General features: G+C 38.6%; 1 pseudogene. It reads right to left on the bottom strand.

Annotated features, from left to right (window positions below):
- Positions 1–380: pseudogene (locus tag AC1DUA_RS39065) on the bottom strand (hypothetical protein); the annotation flags it as partial.
- Between the last annotated feature and the right edge of the window lie 595 nt (positions 381–975).

Raw genomic sequence — 975 nt, 5'->3', positions numbered from 1 at the left:
AATATTGGTTGAGTCCACAAGCGCCAAAAGTTCGTGTTAGAAGATACATTCTGTTTACTATGCTGCATCTGAATCTTTTCAACAACCGCATGAAAAAGGGCTTGTGGAAGTTCTACGGGAACTTCATTCATCCGCCGACTGAGCTGAGACTTACTAATAGACGGTAGATTAAACTCTTTCTGTAACTCGGGACTCGAGCGAATAATCTTTTCGATAAAATCTAACGAATGCCAATTTAGCAGTTGAGCTGTGATGAAAATCTTTAGGATGTTCGCTGTAGATAGTTTGTGTTTGCGGTAGTCTAGAATGGGTAAAACAAAATCCTGCAAGGGTAGTAAAGATAAGCATTGACGTATGACCTGATTTTCCGATACACTCAAGGGGCTGGCTCCTTTGTGAGAAGTGATCGGGTAGTGACCTGCCTACACTTCACACTAGGAGTTTTTTTACGTTTTATCCATGGAAATTAATTATATTTTTACAAAAATGGTAATTTATTCATTATTTTTTTCATGTTCGATTTAATGCAACGCTAGTGTCCACAAATAGTTTATTATTATCAACTAACAAAGTATGACACAGTCCGCGAGTAGTGATTGTATTATTTTCACCGCCGTGCTATCCTTCTGCGTTAGCTCAACGCAACAACTATTATCGACGGAAAAACTCAGCTCTTGAAGTTATAATGACAGCAGTTAAGACATACCCTTGCTGCTTTCGATATTTCAACTTGAAAACCAAGTTCAGATTCTAAAGACTGAAGAATTGACGGTTTTACCATTCTTTCAACCACAGCGTTGATATCGTAGCAATCTCCCATCCAAAGTGAACGATTTAACAGAGGGCARTCATACATATCTTTAYGGTCATCCATGTTAACTCTCCTTAATTGTGCACTTCTGACCACGTAACGAGACCTAAWGTGATTCCCTTGTGTGTTTATTTTACTCTCRTTMCCYCGTTAGTTTAGTTCCC

This window comes from Paenibacillus sp. 01T422 (assembly GCF_056398785.1).
This window is presented reverse-complemented; position numbering and strand designations above follow the sequence as displayed.